We start from the raw sequence: 2,978 nt of genomic DNA, 5'->3' as shown, positions 1-2,978 counted from the left end.
GGGGTCGCGGGGGCGATGGTGGTTCGGGGTCGCGTCCAGCCGCCCGGTGACGCGCAGGCCGGCCTGCGCGAACTCCTCCAGGAGCTCGGCACGGGTGCGGAGGCCGAGGTGTTCGGCCAGGTCCGACAGGATGAGCCAGCCCTCGCCCTGTGGCTCCAGGTGCGCGCTCAGCCCGGCCAGGAAGGCGCGTAACATCCGGCCGTCGGGGTCGTAGACGGCCTGGTCGAGCGCGGAGGCAGGCTTGACGGGCAGCCACGGCGGGTTGCAGACGATCAGCGGGGCGCGGCCCGGCGGGAAGAGATCGGTCCGCGTCACCTCGACCCGTCCGGTCAGCCCGAGGCGGGCGACGTTGTCCTCGGCGCAGGCCACCGCACGCGGATCGATGTCGGTGGCCACGACGCGGCGGACGCTCCGCCGGGCCAGCACGGCCGCCAGCACGCCGGTGCCCGTGCCGATGTCGAACGCCAGCCGGTCGCCGGGCAGCGGCGCGCGGTCCACCAGATCGACGTACTCGGCCCTGGTCGGAGGGAACACACCGTAGTGGGGGTGGATGCGGGCGCCGAGCGCCGGCACCAGCACGCCCTTCTTGCGCCACTCATGCGCGCCGATCACGCCGAGCAGCTCACGCAGCTGCCCGACCGCCGGGGACGCGTCGGCGCCGTACGCCTCGGCGCACGCATCACGTACGTCAGGCGCCCGGGGCAACTCCACGACGTGCCCCTCGGCGTACGGGACGAGCAGCATGCCGAGCGTGTGCGCGCGCTGCGCGCGGGCCTGGCGGTGGCGGTGGAAGCCGCCGCCGGGAGGGGCCGGCTGGCAGCGGCGGCCGAGCGCGGCGAGCAACTGGCGCGCGTTGTGGAAGTCACCGCGCCACAGCAGCGCGGTGCCCTCGGAGGCCAGCCGGTACGCGGTGGCGGCCCGCATCCGGTCGTCGGCCAGCACGACGCGCCCAGGCGGCGGCACACCCAGCGCCGAACGCCAGACCGCCGATCGCTCAACCCCCGCCTCGGTCCACCGGATCATCAGACCCCGACCGTTTCACGAGTCGCGCCTCATGGCCACTTCTTTTCGCCCGGCCCGTCGTCGAGCCGGCGGCACACCCGGACTACGAAGACACCCTCTGGCCCCCGGGGGCGTCGAGCATGAGGGGGAAGTGACGGCGCCACCGCCCTGGGTCCCCCTCGGCCTCTCCGGCGTTCTTCGCCGGCCCGCGACGCTTCCGTCCGGAGGATCGGCGGCGAGCTCCCGTGGCCGGCCGTCAGAGGGTGTAGTCGAACGTGTAGTGGTGGGTGCCGTCAGGGTCGATGGTGATGTCCAGCTCGCCCCGCAGCCCCCGCAGCTCGCCGGTCGCCGAGTCGGGCACGACCGAGACCCGCAGCGACTGCCCGCCACGGTCGCTCACCGCGTTGTGCTGGACGACGAAGCCGCCGGCCCGGCCGTCCAGGGTGCCCTCGACGCGTTCGAGGGCGACGTACGAGCGTGAGTCCTCCACCGGCGTGGTCGCCACCATCATCGTGACGACGCTCGTGCCGGCGAGGTCGCCCTCGAAGGTCTTGGTCAGGGTCACGACCCCCAGCGTGACGCCGTCGCGGTCGTCGAACGGCGGTTGCCGGGTCCAGCCGGCGGTCTCGAAGGTTCCCTTTGCGGTCATGGGAAGGAGCATGCCGGTCGTACCTGTCACATCACGTCAGGTACCCGCGAGACGCTCCACGACGGGCGCGAAGTCGTCCATGAACTGTGCGTTCACCGTCACATAGGACACCCCGAGCCGGTCCCTGCGGCGCAGAAGCGTGTCGGCCATCTCGGCGGCGGTGCCGGTCAGGACGCCGGTGCCGGTGCGGCCGAAGCGGGCGAGCGCCCAGTCCGGCGGCTCGGGGCCGGCGCAGGCCAGATTCATGTTGAGCTCCAGCGCCGGGAAACGGTCGCCGGCCAGCTCGTACAGCTCGTCCACCTTGGCCGCCACCTGTTCCTCGGTGGTCTGCGGCGGCACGCCCAGCGCCACGGTGTCGGCCTTCTGCCCGGCCAGCCTGAGCAGCCGGGTGCCGGACGCGGCCACCAGGATCCGCACGTCCTTCGTGGCGTCGATGGTGTCGGAGAGCCGCTCGATGCGCCGGCTCGGCGTGCCGAACACGACGCCGAGCGTGGCCGCGTCCCGCTCGGCGTCCGGCCGGCCGGCGCCGAGACCCAGCTCGAACCGGCCGTCGGTGAGCGTCTGCAGGGTGGCGGTCTCCCACGCCACGGCCGCCGGCGTCCGGTTGGGGGCGCTGAGCACGTACGTGCCGACGCGCAGGGTCGTGGTGGCCGTCGCGGCGACGGCGACGGCGGTGAACGGCGCCTGCGTGGCCAGCGTGTCGGGCACCAGGAAGGTCGCGTATCCGAGGCTCTCCGCCCGGCGGGCCAGGCCGGTCCACGCGGCCGCGCCGGGGGCCTGCCAGCCGACCACGCCGAACCTGAACGGATGATTCGTCATGCCCTCACGATCGCCCACGGGCACGGCCGCCGCATCGTCCTCCGGACCGGTGACCGGCTACCTCGCGGGGCGCACGGCGCCGGGAACGGCCTACTCCGCCAGCAGTAGCCGGGTGAAGTCGTTGGCGAACTTGCCGTCCGGGTCGAGCCGGCGCGCCAGCTCACGGAAGTCGTCGGGGCACGCCGGCCACCGGGTGAACAGCTTCCCCCAGTGCGGCAGCGGCCCGAACGGCGCCAGCGTCTCCTCCACCAGCTCCAGCACCGGCATCACCCCGGCGACGTCCTTCTTCCAGGTGAAGTGCACGCCCACGGCGTCGCGCCCGCGGAACGGGCTGAGCCACAGCTCGTCGGCGGCGATCGAGCGTACCTCGGAGATGTGCAGGACCGGCCGGATGCGCTCACCGATCGCGAACAGCGCGCGCAGCGCCGCGACCGCGTTCTCCCTCGGCAGCAGCAGCTCCGACTGCAGCTCGTCGCCGGCGCCGCTGGGCTCGTGGTCGGCGCGGAAG

General features: G+C 73.7%; 4 protein-coding genes. All 4 read right to left on the bottom strand.

All coding sequences use genetic code 11. The annotated features are described in order from the left end of the window. The coding region (locus E1286_RS46850) for a methyltransferase (protein WP_132623824.1) at positions 1-1,023 on the bottom strand (1,023 nt) is incomplete at its 3' end. 235 nt (positions 1,024-1,258) lie between these two features. Continuing rightward, entirely contained in the window at positions 1,259-1,651 is a 393-nt protein-coding gene (locus tag E1286_RS46845; RefSeq protein ID WP_132623822.1) for a DUF3224 domain-containing protein, read from the bottom strand. Positions 1,652-1,687: 36 nt separating this feature from the next. Beyond that, a complete protein-coding gene (locus tag E1286_RS46840) occupies positions 1,688-2,470 on the bottom strand; it encodes an LLM class flavin-dependent oxidoreductase (RefSeq protein ID WP_132623820.1) in 783 nt (260 codons plus the stop codon). A gap of 90 nt (positions 2,471-2,560) precedes the next feature. Next, a partial coding sequence (locus tag E1286_RS46835; RefSeq protein ID WP_281282869.1) for a D-arabinono-1,4-lactone oxidase occupies positions 2,561-2,978 on the bottom strand: 418 nt, incomplete at its 5' end.

Origin of the sequence: Nonomuraea terrae (assembly GCF_004348995.1) — a bacterium.
Taxonomy (GTDB): Bacteria; Actinomycetota; Actinomycetes; order Streptosporangiales; family Streptosporangiaceae; genus Nonomuraea; species Nonomuraea terrae.
Note: the sequence above shows the minus strand (reverse complement) of the source record. Positions and strands in the feature narration are given on the sequence as shown.